Raw genomic sequence first — 15,399 nt, forward strand, 5'->3', positions numbered from 1 at the left:
TATTAAGACAAGAAAAGTATTTAGGAAACATTATACACCTGCCAAAATCTCGTTACCGATGCTTCTACTGCTTCGAATCCGTAAATAGCTCCTGCGCGGTCCGCACAAATAACTGTACAGCAAGTGAAGCATTATGCAGGGATGGTACAGCGATACCGATTTGGCGTGTGATCAGAGGTGAAGTCTCCTTGACGGTCAGATCATGGGGGAACGTGGACAAGGCGAGTGAAGAGACAATACCCATACCTAGTCCCTGTCGAACCATGCTGACCAAGGTGCTGATATTATGAGTAATGAACTGTGCCTGCAACTGACTTTGCTCGCGTTCAAAACCTTCCATAATGGCGACCTCATGTCCACCTTTACAAAAGATCATATCCTGCTCATTCAAGTCTCGAATGGCGATTTTATTGTGCGATTGTAGAGGGTGACCGTCTGGCAGGAGAATAACCATGTCATCCTGACATAAAGGGATGACATCCACTTGTGGATCGGGCAGCAGGATGATACCTGCCTCGATTTCACGGGTATGCACCCATTCCTTGACCTCATTCGTGGACCCTTCGTGCAGATCAAAAACCAGGTTCGGATAATGCTGGCGAATATGATGGATGATTGGAGGCAGAAAATAGGCTGAGGCTGAGGGAAAGGCACCGATCGTGATCGTGCCCACGTCCAGGCCTTTTTCAGCGGCTACCTGCTGCTGTACCTTTTCCATGCTTTGCAGCATCATGCGGAATTGCAGCAGTACCTTGTGCCCGATATCTGTCAGCAGCACTCCTTTTTTTCGGTCGCGTAGCAATAGCTGGACATCCAGCTCGTTTTCGATGCTGGCGATGGCATGGCTGACCGCGGGCTGCGTCATATGCAGCTCATGGGCAGTTTGGGTGAAGTTTAGCGTTTCAGCTACACGAACGAAGATCATGATTTGAGTAATGGTCATAAGTGAAAAGTTATCTCCCTCATTGAAAACATTCATTTTATTTATTAGTGACCACAGTATACGCTAGTAAAGCAAAACTTTGCAAACGGCTATTCATATTTTAGTCGTAAGCAATGAACGATGAAAATCTAAGGGAGAGAAGACATCATGAAAAAATTAACACCTAAAGCCACGCTGTGGCTTGTCTTGATATTAGTAATGGTATGGGGGATCAACTGGCCGTTGACCAAGTTGGCTTTGCCAGATACGCCGCCGATATTTTTTTCAGGAATCCGCACCCTGTTGGGTGGTGTGATTCTACTGTTGTTCGCTATGCGTCGCCGGGAAACCTTGCGCCTTAGACAGAATGGGTGGACTTATCTTGTGCTGGCCATATTTAATATTGCAGGCTACTATGGCTTGCAGACGGTAGGGCTGCGTTATTTGCCTGCTGGGTTATTTTCCACTTTAGTATTCCTTCAGCCTATCCTGTTGGGATTATTCTCCTGGATGTGGTTGGGGGAGCGCATGTTTCCCCTGAAGGTCATTGGACTGGTACTGGGGTTTGGCGGGGTGATCGTGATTAGCTCTGGTGGAATGGCAGGGCATTTATCGGTACTGGGCATTGCGTTGGGGCTAGGTTCAGGACTGTGCTGGGCGCTCGGAACGATTTATATGAAGAAAAAAAGCCAGCAGTTGGATTCCATTTGGGCGGTGACGATGCAGCTCATTTTTGGGGGGATCATACTCAATGGGATTGGATTTACGACCGAGAAATGGAGCGATATTCACTGGACGACCTCCTTTATCACGATTTTATTGTTTATTTCGATATTCGTGATTGCGATGGGCTGGATGATTTATTTTAAACTGATCGACAACGGAGATGCGGGAACCGTCGGCTCATATACATTTATGATTCCGGTGCTGTCCACGGTCTTTAGTATGGTAATGCTCAAGGAATCACTTACTTTGACGTTTGTTGTGGGGCTGGTGCTGATTGCAGGTAGTGTGTATCTGGTAAATACAGCATCTCCCGGAAAACGGAGGAACCGAAGCTCCAAGGCTGATGAAACGAATTCCTGTACAAATGCATAGAAATACGGGATTAGGAAAAATATACTAGATTAACAGAGAGGAGAATAGTAAAATATGACTATATAAGTAGAGAGGAAGTTTGGTATGGGAGAATTAAGCAGTCATACTCAGTCTGTGGAGCCGCAACCACATTCTGTTCGTAAGCTCGCAGTTGTAGCAACAGTCATTTCAGGAGTAGCGGTACTAGGATGTATAGCCTTGACGGTATGGAATTATAATCTGAATACGAAGGTAAATACTTTAACTATAGCGAACGCATCACTAAATAAGACAACACAAGCATTGGCGAAGCAACAAAACGATACAGAGGCGCTGCTGCAACGGGTTAGATTAGCAGCCAACCTGTCATCTATATCGCATCAATTGGAACAGACATCTGTCGTTACCGATGATTTTGTATTGGAAAAAGTGACCTTTGATGTAGCAGAGAATGGTACGTTGCAGGGTGTGCTTTTAAATGTGAATAATCAACCAAATCTTGGTTTTGGCGGTGCCTATCAAGGTTATGGTAAATATAATATGGCTTCTGCTACTTTGACGAAGAAGGCGGAGGAAGTCATAAATATAGCTATGAAAGAGTACGGTACATCTGACAAGCTTCCGGTATGGGATAAGAATACGAAGGTGGAAATGACGGTTCAAAATTATCCGCTTGGTAAGCGGGAAGGCGGCACTTTCAAACTCACCGGTCAGCAATAGGAGGAACCTATGAAGGATTTTGACGTAACCAAAGCCAAGTATGACCCAAAACAGGAAGAACAGGTGAAAAAGGGATTTTTCAAAAAGGTAAAGTCTACGGCTGGAAAAGTACCCTTTTTGAAGGATGCTGTAGCCATGTATTATTGTGCAATAGATCCTGAAACGCCTCTTTATGCCAAAGGGGTAGCATTCGGAGCCTTGGCGTATTTTATTTCACCATTGGATGTGATTTCGGATGTTATTCCGATGCTGGGGTTCACGGATGATGCGGGGGTTGTGCTAGCAGCTTTGAAAGTGTTGGATATGCATATCAAGCCTGCCCATCGGGAGAAGGCGAGCGAATTTTTTTCTTAAGGATTGCAAGATGAGCGGGGGAGCTAGGGAATGGACAGATACACACCTACAGCGAGGGAACGCTGGCAGATGAAGCAGAGTGAGCCGCAGCAGCAGGGATGGTTGCTCGCTTTCTTTGGCTGGATTTTTGCAGGTTTGGGGTTCATATTTAGTTTTTTTGTCTTTGGAGGCTTGTTAGGGATCATAGGTCTTGTTTTCGGAATTTTGACTAGAAAGATGGAACAAAGAAACACGCAGGGTATCTTCATTATCGTAATCAGCTCCGTAGCTATTGGCATTGGACTATTGATTTTTATGATTTTTTTTGCGCAAGGTTTTGTAGAGGGTCTGAGAGAAGGGTATAATGAGCATTATTAGGTCAGGGAGGTAACGGCATTGAGCGTCATTATTTCACAGCAGATCTCGGCAACGGGCGTGAAGGAATATACGAAGGTGATGAAAACATTTGATTCCCAGTTTACACCTTTGGTTGGACAGAAAATCAGGGATACGGCATTTGGCGATATGCAATATTATGACGTCGAGGACGTGTTTATTGATATGGCAGAAAACGAATACTGGGTGATTTTACCTGCGGTTCTGCTGCATACCGATGATATCGAGGATGTACGGGATGCGGTACGTGAGTATCGTTCACATGGTTGGGAATGTACAAAACCTTTGTAAATGCATACCACTTCAGCATCTATACGGAAACGTCTTTCTTTTGCGAGATAGGCGTTTTTTTGTGTATTTGTGTATAAACTATTCCTAATGATTGGCATGAAAAGAAAGAATTTATGCTGAAAATGCGCAAATTGTATCATTTTTTATCATAAAACGACAAGTTGGGAAATGAAAACGGACTTAATGTGTTATACTTAGTATATCAAAGGACAAGAGTCTAAAACGACCGGTAAGGCCCTTTCTTTGAAGAGCCTCTGAAAGGTTCAACGTTTATCCAAAATAAATGGTCAAAAGGAAAAGGGGAAATGCTAACGTGAGAGTGAATTTGAAATTTACCAACAAAGGGCAAGTTGCAGTTGAGAAGTTCAACAATGAGGAGCTTATCGAAATCTTTACCCGCTACATTAAAACGTTAAGCAAGAAGTATGATATCTCGGTTACCGTACCGGAGGATCTGAATGAGCAGATCTTGGCAGAGGGCACCGTAAAGGTCGTGTTGGATAAGATTAATTGTGACATGGACGCTTTTTTCAAGGAGCTGAGCCGGGATATCAAGGTACCACTGGTCAAAAGATTGGGTACCAAATTGGATAACGTGTTTAAGACCGAGGTTGTGGAGCAGGAACAGAACTAAGAATAAGGATCAAGCGAGTCCGAATGGGGATTCGCAATATGAAATCATAAAACCTCCCGAATGGGGCGCATGGCTAGGCAATGTGCTCGTTCGGGAGGTTTTATATGTTTAAACTACTCTATTCAGCAGGAAAACATGCAATGTCGATTCATTAGCGGATTGTGGACGCAAGGCGCAGTTGGGCTAAATCAAACGAAGGTACCAGCCCTTCCTGCGCTGCGCGACCGAGCAAAGCTTCGATGGCGGCATATCCGCTGTCGCCCAGATTGGCGGTAAAATCGTTAACGTACAGGTCGATGTGCGATTGGGCGACATCGGGTGAAAGTTCCTGCGCATGAGACAATACATATTCACGCGAAGCTTCTGGATGCTTCCAAGCGTATTCGACAGAGGCGCGTATCCAGTTTGTGATCGCATCCAAATCCAGCGTACGTCGGGCAATAATGGCTCCGAGCGGGATCGGCAACCCTGTATCTTCTTCCCACCAGTTCCCCAGATCGACTTGCTTACTAAGTCCGTAGGACGGATACGTGAACCGTGCTTCATGAATGACCAGCCCGGCATCTATCTCCCCGTCACGGACAGCAGGCATGATTTGGTCGAACGGCATCACGACGATCTCGCCGACACCTCCAGGCACATGCTTGGCTGCCCACAGGCGGAACAGCAGATAGGCAGTGGAACGTTCACTCGGAACGGCTACACGCTTGCCGGATAGGGCTTCCGGGCCTTCGACGGTGGAACCTTCCTTGGTTAGCACGAGCGGACCACACCCCCGGCCCAGTGCGCCCCCGCAAGGCAGCAGGGCATATTCATCCAGCACCCAAGGGAGTGCAGCATACGAAATTTTCATGATATCGAGTCCGTCTGGTGTGATCGCCAGATTGTTGGTGATGTCGATATCGGCAAATGTAATGTCCAGCGCGGGTGCGCCCGGAATCAATCCATGCGCCAGGGCATGGAAGACAAAAGTGTCGTTGGGACAAGGTGAAAAAGCAATTTGCATCTATATAACCTCCGTTAATGTAGAAAATGCGGCTTCCAACGCTTGCAAAGCCTCTTTGATCCGCCAGGCTGCACGGTCACGTGGACCGACAGCATTGGAAATCGTGCGGATTTCCATCGTCGGCAGTTCCAGCCTATTTGCCGCCACGGCTACGCCGTAGCCTTCCATCGCTTCGGCAGCAGCTCCGGGAACGCGCTTGGCCAGCCGTTCCGCTGTTGCCGCCGTACCAGTGGCTGTGGAAACGGTCAGGATCGGCCCCGCGACAGCCGTCTGTCCAGCGGCACGCAACGCCTGAACGAATCGCTGCGCGGTGGCAACGTTCACGGCAATTCGGCTTGAGCCGAAACCCAGCTCGTCCACGCTGCTGAAGCCCTCTGCCGTTTCTGCTCCCAGGTCGGCGGCAATGATCGCGTCAGCAACAACGACGCTCTCCAGTGCAGCGACCTCCACGAAGCCGCCACCAATTCCGGCGCTGATGACCAGATGGTAGTCACCAGCCGCTGCCAGTGCTAGCGCGGTTGAAGCCGCTGCGGACGGAGCGCCCACGCCAGCCAGCTCGACCACAAAACGGGTGTCGCCTTTCAGGCCCCGCAGTACAGCTTCCCGTTCGCCTTCAACCGCGGTCATAACCAGGATGCGCCCATCTGATGTTGTATGCTCCATCGGTTGATTCCCCTTTAAATTTAGGTAATATGCTCCCTTATCATACTGCTTTTCGAAACGATGTTCAAAAAAAGTCGACAAAAAAAGCGCTCTGAGGCGCTTTTTGGAAAATCTGCAAGATTCAGCAGATATCAAAATCGGTAATTGTAATATAAAACAATTCTAATCTGGAAGAACAGCGCAGGCATAGCATATAATAATTATATCGGCTGATCCTTCGTGATTAACTGAAACATGGTGATATTGCGGTCATAATGGCTTGGGGTTCCATCTTGATTGCGCACCCGAATCATCTCGCTACTGAATAACTCGATATATCCACAGCCAATCTCACAGTATACACCTGTAGGGTCCTCTTGCCAGACCGAAACGAGGTGTTGAGATAGCGCCGCGGTGAAAAATTCGATGTTTTTTTGCAGTACGCGTGGCGTTTTCTTGGGTTCCATAACGTAAATCCTCCCTATATCATGCCATTTGAAAATCAGCAATTGAACGTGGCTACTAAGTGATTACTACACATCATAATGAACATAAACAACTGAAAAAGGAACGGTTCGTTAATCTACTCTATGAAACAGACGTAAACACTGTACCGCTTAATGCTATTTTTGTAAAGCGTCCGATTGACCTTTTCATACATCCAGTTTGTGTTTACACACATTTTACATTGCGTTTACACTGCTGTGATGCTAGTGCGTTTCATCTAATAGTACAATAAAGGGATACTATACTGCATGAATTGATGGAGGCCATATGTTGATAGAGAGTCAGAATAAGGATAAAGCCGGGTCAGAACGTTACTTTAACCGAGATTTAAGCTGGATTGAATTTAATCGCCGTGTGCTTCAGGAAGCTCAGGATGCAGATACACCGTTGCTGGAGAGAGCCAAATTTTTGGCGATTGTATCTAGCAATTTGGATGAGTTTATGGCTGTTCGTGTTGCAGAGACGCGCGAGAAGATCAAGGCGGGTTTTATGCAAAAGGATTTTACGGGATATACCCCTTCCGGTTTGTACAAACGCCTGATCAAGCGTACCGTCTCGATGGTATCAGAACAATACCGGACCTATCGTGATATTTCTCGCCTCTTGACGAAAAAAGGTCTTTTACTGCTCGAATATGAAGACTTAAATACAACACAGCGCAAGTCGCTGGATGCATATTTTCATGAAATTATATTTCCAGTACTCACGCCGATGGCGGTCGATCAGAGCCGTCCTTTTCCACTGGTTCATAATAAATACGTATATTTAGCGGTCGTCTTGAGACGTCCCGGGGATACGGAGGAGGATAAACCGCTTTTTGCCATTGTGCAGGTGCCTTCGAATATTCCACGTGTTGTTACGGTGCCTTTGCGGTCGAACAGCAAGAAGAAATCATTTATTTTAATTGAGGAACTAATCAAGCATCACATCCAAACGCTGTTCACTGGATATGTTCCGGAGGCGGTTCATGCCTTTCGTGTTACCCGTAACTCCGATTTATCCATTAATGAAGAAGAGATCGAAGATTTGCTCGAAGAGATTGAAAAAGAGCTGCGTCGAAGACGCCGGGGGGCGCCGGTTAGACTGGAAGTAGAAAAAGGGATTCATCCCTATGCCCTGATGGAGCTTCAACGCGAATTCAAGCTGTTCGATCATGTGTTTGAGATGGACGGGCCGTTGGATCTGACGTTTTTGTCGTCTTTTGCCGATCATTTGGAGGGGTATTCGCATTTGAAATTTCCGGCAATCAAACCACTGTATCCGGAAGAACTGCCCCCACAAGAGGATATTTTCAACGTACTTCGCAAACGGGACGTGCTCGTGTACCATCCATATGAATCATTCGATGCGGTAACTGATTTTATCATTGAGGCATCAGAAGACCCGGATGTGATGGCAATCAAAATGACCCTATACCGTGTCAACGGGGAATCGAAACTGATTCCGGCATTGGCACGTGCGGCCGAATCGGGCAAGCAGGTAACGGTGGTGGTGGAGCTGAAAGCCCGTTTTGACGAGGAACGTAATATTGCCTGGGCGCGTAAGCTTGAAAAAGCAGGCTGTCATGTAGTGTATGGATTGGTTGGCTTGAAGACGCACGCCAAAATCATTCTTGTCATACGTCATGAGCGCAACGCACTCAAACGATATGTGCACGTAGGCACAGGCAATTATAATGAAAGCACGGCGCGCGTGTATACGGATATCGGATTGTTTACGTCAGATCCGGTACTTGGCGAGGATGCCTCCGAACTGTTTAATGAAATCACGGGTTTCTCTGCGCTCAAGACTTTGCAAGCTTTTACGGTGGCTCCAACGGGAATGAAGAACAAGCTGTTTGAACTCATCCGTAGGGAAGCTGAGCAAGCATTGGCAGGTAAGCCCGCCCGGATTATTGCCAAGATCAACTCCTTATCCAATCAAGAGATGATCGATGAACTATATGCAGCTTCCCAGGCAGGTGTGAAGATTGATCTTATCATTAGAGGGGTTTGTTGTTTGCGTCCCGGTGTGGAAGGATTCAGCGAGAACATACGTGTCATCAGTATTGTAGACCGCTTCCTGGAGCATTCCAGATTGTTTTATTTTGAAAATGGAGGGAACTCCGAGTTATTTTTGTCCAGTGCGGATTGGATGACGCGCAATTTGACCCGCCGAATTGAACTGATGTGCCCGATTTATGATGACGGGATCAAAGAAATGCTGGCAGATATTCTGCATTTATCGTTAAGGGATAATGTGAAGGCGCGCCAGCTTTTGCCTAACGGCAGCTATCAATTTGTGTCCAGAAACGACAAAGAGGCTCCCATTAGGAGCCAATCTGAAGCGATGAAGGTTAGAAATTGGAAGAAGGTAGAATGGACCACGACAATGTAAGGTTCCACGCCTTTTGAAAATCCTTGGCAACCGATTCTAGCTCCCGTTGTTCTAATATGGGTTCACTCTTGCTTTCCAGACGAAGATGCAGTGCGTCATCCCCTGTAGTGGGATTGATGCTGGTAATCATTCCTGACTCACTCCGATCCATGCCAATCGCGAGCTGGAGCAGCGAGCCGAGCCGATGTACACGTTCCTCGTCGGAAGGCTCCAAAATATCGGCATGTGTGCGTAGCAAACGGGGAGTCCGGTTCTTGGGATGGTAATCCGCGATCAACGCGGCTAGTACCGTTTCCCTATGGGATAGACCGCCAATGCCTGCATGTAAAATCCAGAATACGGAATTCTGGCGGAAATGATAGTAATTCAAGGCAGCCCCCGTTTTGTAAAGAGTTGCTGCGGTCAGTAACAAGCGCTTGTCCATAGCAGCTGAGGTTCCGTTAGCCAATGTGTCATAAAGACGGACGGCGTACTCGTTAACCCGCTTGACATGCGCTTCGCTAACCGGGACAGCAAACGAAAGGATATTGCGAATGGATGTGATAAGCGGATTAGCTACCACGGGCTGTTCAGCGTTGACCAGCTCATGAAATAGGCCGTCTCGCAGACCCGCCCCACTGACCAAATACGCGGAACCTTGAGCAGCTTCAAATATCGTTTTCAATATAATAAGACCCGGTACAATGATGTCGGCTCTGTCCTTGGACAGGCCGGCTGTTTTTTTGCGTTTTTCATAGGGAAGATGGGGCAGACTGCCATAGAAGTAATCGACATCTTCTGTCGTCATTTCGTAATGGTGCGTCACAGGAAGTGAGTAATCCTGCCGCTTCTGATTGATTTTAGCCAAAGTACGCAGGGTTCCACCCAGCCCGATGAATGGCAGACCCGGATTGGAGAAGATCCAATCATGATTTTGCAGTGAAGAACGGACGAAGCTCTCCATCTCCTCAATTTGCTGAGGAGCCCATTCGCCATTCTTGACCTCACGTCCAAAGCGCCAATTCATATTGACGGCGCCAAAGGGAAATGACACCGTATGCAGTCGCTTTCGATCGCGGAACAGCGTAATTTCGGTACTGCCACCCCCGATGTCAATAATGATTCCGTCACTCACATTCATAGTGTTCACTACGCCCAGAAAACCGGCATAGCCTTCTTGCTCCCCGCTCAGTATTTCCAGTGTTAAATTTGTCTCCTCCGCAATCCATTGGACGATTTCGTCCGAATTCGTGGCATTGCGGATGGCTGCCGTTGCTGCTGCACGCATACGGACCACCCCGTGCATATGGCATACCGCCATAAATTGGCGCAGCAATGGAGCGATGCTTCGAATCGCCTCCCGTTCCATACGGCCGTTGGCCCCAACCTTTTCGCTCAGTCGGGCAGCTTCTTTGCATTCCTGCACAATTCGATAGGCTCCTGTATCTGTCATTTCATAGATCACCAGACGAATGGAGTTTGAGCCAATGTCCATGATGCCAATTTTGCTATTCATGAGTTGACCTCCTTGTTGAAAAAACGATTTGCCGGTAATTTCCGTTGCTCCGTGCAAATGGTAGTAGATTATTGTCATTGTACCAGTGATGTTCGGTGCATGCTACCGTTCGCCATGATCTTGTCGAAATAGACACATGCCGCGGACAATCATCCAAGAATAGAACATCCCTGTTGAGTATGTATAAGTATAACTGACGGCGAAAGGAGAGGGTTAGATGAGACAACTTGCAAGCAAATGGCTAAAGACGAAGGCGCTGCTCCACTATCCACATACCGCCGTTTATATACCGGAAACCTGTCTATATAGTGAAGAACAATTGCGCATGATGCTGCGGCGGCATGCTTTTGTATTTATAAAACCTGTGAAAGGAGGCGGAGGCATCGGAGTCATGCGTGTGGCAAAGGAGCGTAGGGGATACACCTGTACGCGTATGGAGCACACGCACCGGTTCAGTCATTTTAAAGCGCTTGTAATCGGAATTAATAAGCTCAGAATCCAACGTCTATATCTCATTCAACAAGGCATCCAACTGGCAAGTATTCAAGGTAGACCTGTCGACTATCGAGTCAAAGTTGTGAAGGAAGGGCAGAGATGGGTTTTCCGTGCGGTGGTTGCACGTCATGCTCGGCCTGGGCTGGTCATTACGAATCTGTGCAAAGGGGGAACTTTGCTGAAGGGAACAGAGGCGCTTCGGATGATATATCCTCGGCGGCTTGCTACTCAAAAGCGGCGAGAGATCATTGAACTTACACGACGCTGTATTCCTGTACTGGAAAGAAGATTTCCTGGGATCGGACAACTGGGATTTGATTACGGGCTTGATCAGAGTGGACGGGTATGGATTTTAGAGGTTAATACAAGACCGCAATAAATTTCTGATTTCTTTAAAAAAATTCCAATATAATCTATTAACAAGACGCTAAATATAATATATTTGTATAAATAATAAAAATATTTTTTTTGTGTTTGAGTGTCAAAATTCTGTGTATAAATATTGTCCACATTATCCCCTGTCACATATATGGGTTAACGACACTTACCAACAATTTATACACAGGATTTCCACAATTGACTGTGGATAACAGAACGCTTGTTCCGATTTTGGTATTTTGATAGAATAGATTTTGAAATAAAAGGAAAGGTTGTGTCGAGGATGGCTATGCTGACGGATGAAATGCTTTTGGATTCCTATCAGATGGCAATCGAGCTTAAACTTGAATGTGACTTCATTGCACTGTTGCTGGCTGAGATTCACAAAAGAAATCTAGAGATGAATACAGCCGTAGTCCTTCATTAGACCGGACAAGCTCTCGTACTGCGACTGTAAAGTCATTCAGGGTTCGAATGACTTTACAGACAATCACTGCAACGAATAGGCACACCGTAAAAAAGGGTATTTCACTCCAAAGATTCAAATTTGGAGTAAAATACCCTTTTTTGTCATAGTCTAAACTAGACTACAATTTCATGTTACTGCTGTGGCCGGGAGACAACTTGGCATCTGGATCTACATAGACCTTGGCGTTGTTGACTGCCGTAGGAGCTTCACCAAAGCCGACCGCAATCAGCTTGAGCTTGCCTGGATAGGTCGTAATGTCCCCTGCGGCGAAAATGCCCGGAATATTTGTTTCCTGGCGAGAGTCGACCACGATAGAGTTACTTTCGATTTCAATTCCCCATTCAGCAATCGGGCCAAGTGTGGATACAAATCCAAAGTTAACGATCACATCGTCCACTTCGATTTCCTGTGTTTCTTTGGTTTTTACATGAGCAAGAGTGACTTTGGTAATCGTGTCTTCTCCATGCAATTCTGTAATTTCCGTTGGTGTAATAACGTTTACTTTGGAAGCGAGGAGGTTTTCTACACTGTGTTCATGCGCACGGAATTTGTCACGGCGGTGAATCAATGTAACCTGTTCTGCAATCGGTTCCAGCATAAGTGCCCAGTCTACAGCAGAGTCACCACCACCGCTGATTAGCACTTTTCGGCCTGCAAATTTGCTCAGGTCGCTGACAAAGTAATGCAGGTTCGTTTTTTCAAAACGTTCGGCACCTGGAAGTTCCAGTCTGCGCGGCTCGAAAGCACCAACACCAGCGGTAATAATAACCGCTTTACCATGATACTCGCCACCTTTGTCTGTTTTTACGATGAAGTGGCGTTCTTCCTTTTTCTCTAACGATACGACTTTCTCTTCTAGCTGCACCTCTGGATTAAAGTGGTTCATTTGTTGAACCAAATTGTTAACCAGTTCTTGTGCAGTCACTTTAGGAAAGCCAGCAACGTCATAAATATATTTTTCAGGATAAAGGGCTGCAAGCTGGCCGCCCAGTTGGGGCATACTTTCAATTAAGGTGACGGATGCCTGACGCATTCCTCCGTAAAAAGCGGCGAAAATACCGGCTGGACCGCCTCCGATAATAATCAGATCGCGGATCTCCGCACCTGTGGATTGAGCTGTCACTCTAAAAACACCTCCGAAAGGGATAGTATGGGATTTGTAGATATTGAATCAGCCGCATAGAGGTTCAGATAGCCGCCGAACGCATGATTCACTGTTTATCATTATAAACTGCTGGGTTCCGCTTGCAAAGTTAAAGCGATTAATATTTGATGAAGACTTTTCTGTGAGTATCAATTAACCGTTTTGAGAGAACAGCTGTGAACAATTAATGATTTTGTATATCGGAAGGGGTAGAAGCATGAGCAGTATTCCCAAAATTGTCATTGTGGGCGCTGGGTATGGCGGTATATTGACGGCTCAGCAATTGCAAAAGGAGCTCAAGCACAATGAGGCGGATGTCACGCTGATCAACCGTCATGATTACCACTATATTACGACACATCTTCATATGCCTGCGGCAGGTACAGATACGATTGAACATTCAAGGATTCCGATTGCGCAGCTAATCGATGAGTTCAAGGTGGATTTAGTCAAAGGAACGGTTAAGGAAATCATACCAAAGGAGAAAAAAATCGTGCTGGAGGATGGCTCGCTGTCCTACGATTATTTGGTCATCGGGCTAGGCGGGGAGCCCGAAACATTCGGTATTCCGGGGATGGATAAGTTCGCGCTGACGATACGCAGTATTAACTCCGTTCGCCTGATTCGTGAGCATATTGAATACCAGCTGGCCTTATATAAAAATGATGGTAAGCCAGGTCGCCTCAATTTTGTCGTTGGGGGCGCTGGTTTCAGCGGCATTGAGTTTGTAGCGGAGTTGGCGGATCGTTTGCCACAGCTCGCTAGAGCGTATGACATCGATTTTAACCGGATTCAAATCATTAACGTCGAGGCAGCTCCTACGGCACTGCCAGGATTTGATCCTGAACTGGTGGAGTATGCGATGGATGTCCTTAAGCGTAAAGGGGTCACCTTCCGCATTGGAATTCCGATTAAGGAATGCCTGCAGGATGGTGTAATCGTTGGTGATGGGGAGAAAGTCGAAGCCTGCACGGTGGTCTGGACGGGAGGGATTCGTGGGAACGGATTAATTGAGAAAGCCGGATTCGAAGTGATGCGCGGAAGGGTGAAAATTGACGATTTTCTGCGTGCACCGGGCCACGATGATATTTTTATTATCGGGGACAGCTCCCTGATGTTTAATCCCGAAGGACGTCCTTATCCACCGACGGCCCAAATTGCGATGCAGCAAGGGGTCCTTTGTGCCAAGAATCTGGCCGCTACTCTTCGCAAAAAGGAGCTGCACAAGTTCGTATTTTCTAACAAAGGGACGGTTGCTTCGCTTGGAAAAGGCGAAGCCGTCGCCGTGGTGGGCAAACGTAAAATAAAAGGTTGGGTGGCCGCACAATTGAAAAAAATTGTGGATCTCCGCTATCTGTTCATCATTGGCGGAATTCCACTGGTACTGAAAAAAGGGCGGTTCTTCTAACCTCAGACGAGTAGTCAACATGCAAAAACAATACGACTAGAAAAAGGTTTCCACAGCTCTTATACAGGAGCTCGGAGGCCTTTTTTTTTCATTGTTCTTGTTTTCTATTATAGTTTTAGGTCTTACAAAAAAAGGATTCCGTTCGTCCCGTAAGTGGGAGTTCACGAAATCCTCGGTTCTATTCAGTAAGAGTTGATGTCTGCGTCTTACAGCTTCAACATGTCTTCAAATGTCTCTTCATTCAACACGCTGCCGACATAGAAGGAGCCGAATTCACCGTAACGGGCACTGACTTCATCAAAACGCATTTCGTAGATTAGCTTCTTGAACTGAAGTGCGTCATCGGAGAACAGTGTTACACCCCATTCCCAATCGTCAAAGCCGACGGAACCGGAAATGATTTGCTTTACTTTGCCAGCATAGCTGCGTCCAATTAAACCGTGGCTGCGCATCAAGGTGCGACGCTCGTCCATCGAAAGCATATACCAGTTGTCGTCCAGGTCACGTTTTTTGTTCATTGGATAGAAGCAAATATAACGCGCCTTGTTTAATACGGGCTTCAAGCGTGCGACGATTTGTGGATTTTGCATTGGATCTTCATCTTTGCTCAAATAATTACTTAGTTCCACCACACTCACATAAGAATAGGTTTTCGTTGTATATTTGGCGAAGGTTGTTTTGTTAAAGTCATTTTCCAGTTTATTGAGGTCTTCCAGCGTTTCGCGCAGGTGCATCATGACAAAATCAGCCTTTTGTCCGACTACAGTATAGACAGCTGAGCTGCCCAGACCCGCTTCCTCGGTAACGTTCCATTCCTTCATAAACTCTTGAAGCTCGTCCAGTGCTCCGGCGCGCTCTTCATCGTCTGCTGTCTTCCATGCTGTCCAGTTGATGGATCGGAAATCGTGAAGCGCATACCAGCCTTCCAGTGTGGAGGCTACTTCGTTGGGTGTTGCTGGGGTTTGTTGTGGTTGATGTTGACTCACGATCTACACTCCTTTACGATCTGTAAATGATAATCGGCTTAGCCGAAATATGTGTACTTCCTTATATCTTTCCTGTATCCAATACGTGATGCTTAACCATTATATTGTAGCTCAAAGTAA

General features: G+C 46.6%; 17 protein-coding genes. 10 read left to right on the top strand and 7 right to left on the bottom strand.

The window, feature by feature from the left end; translation table 11 throughout:
• Positions 1–64: 64 nt before the first annotated feature.
• Positions 65–943, bottom strand: coding sequence for a LysR family transcriptional regulator (locus NLX73_RS16395; RefSeq protein WP_254326712.1), 879 nt, complete (start codon positions 941–943; stop codon positions 65–67).
• Positions 944–1,090: 147 nt separating this feature from the next.
• Between NLX73_RS16395 and NLX73_RS16400 the strand changes: the two genes are divergently transcribed.
• The 6 genes from NLX73_RS16400 to NLX73_RS16425 all read left to right on the top strand — a co-directional run bounded on the left by NLX73_RS16400 (position 1,091) and on the right by NLX73_RS16425 (position 4,373).
• Positions 1,091–2,020 (top strand): DMT family transporter, encoded by a 930-nt coding sequence (locus NLX73_RS16400; RefSeq protein WP_254326713.1) that lies wholly within the window; start codon positions 1,091–1,093, stop codon positions 2,018–2,020.
• An 84-nt stretch (positions 2,021–2,104) separates the two neighbouring features.
• The gene (locus NLX73_RS16405; protein WP_254326714.1) at positions 2,105–2,719 is read left to right on the top strand and encodes a hypothetical protein; all 615 of its coding nucleotides are present in this window, start codon (positions 2,105–2,107) and stop codon (positions 2,717–2,719) included.
• 9 nt (positions 2,720–2,728) lie between these two features.
• Positions 2,729–3,073: a YkvA family protein gene (locus NLX73_RS16410; RefSeq protein ID WP_235308429.1), complete on the top strand. Its 345-nt coding sequence runs from the start codon at positions 2,729–2,731 to the stop codon at positions 3,071–3,073.
• A gap of 30 nt (positions 3,074–3,103) precedes the next feature.
• Positions 3,104–3,430 carry a hypothetical protein gene (locus NLX73_RS16415; RefSeq protein WP_254326715.1) on the top strand — a complete coding sequence of 109 codons (327 nt, stop codon included), beginning with the start codon at positions 3,104–3,106 and terminating at the stop codon, positions 3,428–3,430.
• Between the two features lie 18 nt (positions 3,431–3,448).
• The gene (locus NLX73_RS16420) at positions 3,449–3,739 is read left to right on the top strand and encodes a hypothetical protein (RefSeq protein ID WP_254326716.1); all 291 of its coding nucleotides are present in this window, start codon (positions 3,449–3,451) and stop codon (positions 3,737–3,739) included.
• Between the two features lie 313 nt (positions 3,740–4,052).
• Entirely contained in the window at positions 4,053–4,373 is a 321-nt protein-coding gene (locus NLX73_RS16425; RefSeq protein ID WP_014277849.1) for a hypothetical protein, read from the top strand.
• A 151-nt stretch (positions 4,374–4,524) separates the two neighbouring features.
• Here NLX73_RS16425 and NLX73_RS16430 read toward each other — a convergent pair whose 3' ends face one another.
• The 3 genes from NLX73_RS16430 to NLX73_RS16440 form a co-directional block, all read right to left on the bottom strand.
• On the bottom strand, positions 4,525–5,379 hold the full coding sequence (locus NLX73_RS16430; protein WP_254326717.1) for a 1,4-dihydroxy-6-naphtoate synthase: 855 nt from the start codon (positions 5,377–5,379) through the stop codon (positions 4,525–4,527).
• Positions 5,380–6,042, bottom strand: a complete 663-nt coding sequence (locus tag NLX73_RS16435) for a futalosine hydrolase (protein ID WP_254326840.1) — start codon at positions 6,040–6,042, stop codon at positions 5,380–5,382. It lies immediately after the preceding gene.
• Positions 6,043–6,242: 200 nt separating this feature from the next.
• Positions 6,243–6,488 carry a hypothetical protein gene (locus NLX73_RS16440; protein ID WP_007431922.1) on the bottom strand — a complete coding sequence of 82 codons (246 nt, stop codon included), beginning with the start codon at positions 6,486–6,488 and terminating at the stop codon, positions 6,243–6,245.
• A gap of 307 nt (positions 6,489–6,795) precedes the next feature.
• On the opposite strand from NLX73_RS16440, the gene ppk1 reads away from it, so the two are divergent.
• Positions 6,796–8,904: a polyphosphate kinase 1 gene (ppk1, locus tag NLX73_RS16445; protein ID WP_235308432.1), complete on the top strand. Its 2,109-nt coding sequence runs from the start codon at positions 6,796–6,798 to the stop codon at positions 8,902–8,904.
• Here ppk1 and NLX73_RS16450 read toward each other — a convergent pair.
• Complete coding sequence (locus NLX73_RS16450) at positions 8,864–10,399, bottom strand: Ppx/GppA phosphatase family protein (RefSeq protein WP_254326718.1); 1,536 nt, start codon at positions 10,397–10,399, stop codon at positions 8,864–8,866. The genes ppk1 and NLX73_RS16450 overlap by 41 nt on opposite strands.
• A 217-nt stretch (positions 10,400–10,616) precedes the next feature.
• On the opposite strand from NLX73_RS16450, the gene NLX73_RS16455 reads away from it, so the two are divergent.
• Together NLX73_RS16455 and sda are read left to right on the top strand one after the other, a co-directional pair.
• Complete coding sequence (locus NLX73_RS16455; RefSeq protein ID WP_254326719.1) at positions 10,617–11,273, top strand: YheC/YheD family protein; 657 nt, start codon at positions 10,617–10,619, stop codon at positions 11,271–11,273.
• A gap of 282 nt (positions 11,274–11,555) precedes the next feature.
• Positions 11,556–11,699, top strand: a complete 144-nt coding sequence (sda, locus tag NLX73_RS16460) for a sporulation histidine kinase inhibitor Sda (RefSeq protein WP_007431918.1) — start codon at positions 11,556–11,558, stop codon at positions 11,697–11,699.
• Between the two features lie 160 nt (positions 11,700–11,859).
• On the opposite strand, the gene NLX73_RS16465 is transcribed toward sda, so the two are convergent.
• Positions 11,860–12,864, bottom strand: a complete 1,005-nt coding sequence (locus NLX73_RS16465; RefSeq protein WP_023990157.1) for an NAD(P)/FAD-dependent oxidoreductase — start codon at positions 12,862–12,864, stop codon at positions 11,860–11,862.
• A gap of 238 nt (positions 12,865–13,102) precedes the next feature.
• Here NLX73_RS16465 and NLX73_RS16470 point away from each other — a divergent pair, with 238 nt between their 5' ends.
• Positions 13,103–14,293 carry an NAD(P)/FAD-dependent oxidoreductase gene (locus NLX73_RS16470; protein ID WP_254326720.1) on the top strand — a complete coding sequence of 397 codons (1,191 nt, stop codon included), beginning with the start codon at positions 13,103–13,105 and terminating at the stop codon, positions 14,291–14,293.
• Between the two features lie 206 nt (positions 14,294–14,499).
• Here NLX73_RS16470 and hemQ read toward each other — a convergent pair whose 3' ends face one another.
• Complete coding sequence (gene hemQ / locus NLX73_RS16475; RefSeq protein ID WP_023990152.1) at positions 14,500–15,279, bottom strand: hydrogen peroxide-dependent heme synthase; 780 nt, start codon at positions 15,277–15,279, stop codon at positions 14,500–14,502.
• Between the last annotated feature and the right edge of the window lie 120 nt (positions 15,280–15,399).

Origin of the sequence: Paenibacillus sp. CH40, assembly GCF_024213605.1 — a bacterium.
In the GTDB taxonomy this organism is placed as follows: Bacteria; Bacillota; Bacilli; order Paenibacillales; family Paenibacillaceae; genus Paenibacillus; species Paenibacillus polymyxa_B.